Below are 890 nucleotides of genomic sequence, written 5' to 3'. Positions count from 1 at the left end.
CCGCTGTCGTTCCCACCCCCGGCTCACCTATGAGGACCGGGTTATTCTTGGTGCGGCGAGAGAGGATCTGCATCACTCTCTCTATTTCTTTCCTTCTACCTATGACCGGATCGAGCTTATTCTCTCTGGCCAGGGTGGTAAGATTTCGGCCGAACTGATTCAGAAGTTTGCTGGACTTAGCAGTCTGAGGAGCCCCTGTCTCTGTAGTTCCGAGGCTACCTCTTAAAAGTTCCATGATCTGAGCTCTGACCCTCTCGGCATCGGCTCCCAAATTTTGCAGAACCCTGGCCGCTACTCCCTCCCCTTCTCTGATCAGACCGAGAAGAATATGCTCGGTTCCGATATAATTGTGGCCCATCTGAAGAGCTTCTCTGAGAGAAAGCTCCAGCACCTTTTTGGCTCGAGGGGTAAAGGGAATGTGTCCTACAGGCTCCGTCTCCCCGATACCCACAATATCTATTACTCCCCGCCTTGTATCTTCGGGTCTGATTCCCAGGTTAGTCAGAGCCTTGCAGGCCACTCCATCACGCTCGTGGATCAGGCCCAGAAGGAGATGCTCTGTCCCAATATAATTTTGATTTAACTTGCGAGCCTCTTCTTGAGCTTGAACGATCACTTTTCTGGCCCGTTCAGTAAATCGCTCAAACATCTGACCACCCGGTTGCCTTTCCCTTATGATCCATTCTATCAAATCCTCTTTATTATAACGCATAGATTGCGTATGTAAAACCACCCCTAAGGCTAATGCCAGACCTTCTGCTCCTCGATTAAGCCATTATCATGAGTTCAAGACTGATATTTGCTCCTTTCACGGTAACTGCATATAATGCGAATAGTAGACTTTTGTTGACGAATTTATATGAAATTGCTGAAAAATTAAACACTGTGGT

At 48.0% G+C, this 890-nt stretch carries 1 protein-coding gene; it reads right to left on the bottom strand.

The features are described from left to right. Window positions 1-649, bottom strand: a 649-nt coding sequence (locus HW443_RS12035; RefSeq protein WP_275942769.1) for a Clp protease N-terminal domain-containing protein, incomplete at its 3' end; no start/stop codon positions are given. Between the last annotated feature and the right edge of the window lie 241 nt (window positions 650-890).

It is taken from the genome of Candidatus Hakubella thermalkaliphila (assembly GCF_013281975.1).
GTDB lineage: Bacteria > Actinomycetota > Humimicrobiia > Hakubellales > Hakubellaceae > Hakubella > Hakubella thermalkaliphila.
The sequence above is the reverse complement of the archived record's forward strand: the minus strand, read 5'-3'. Positions and strand labels throughout refer to the sequence as shown.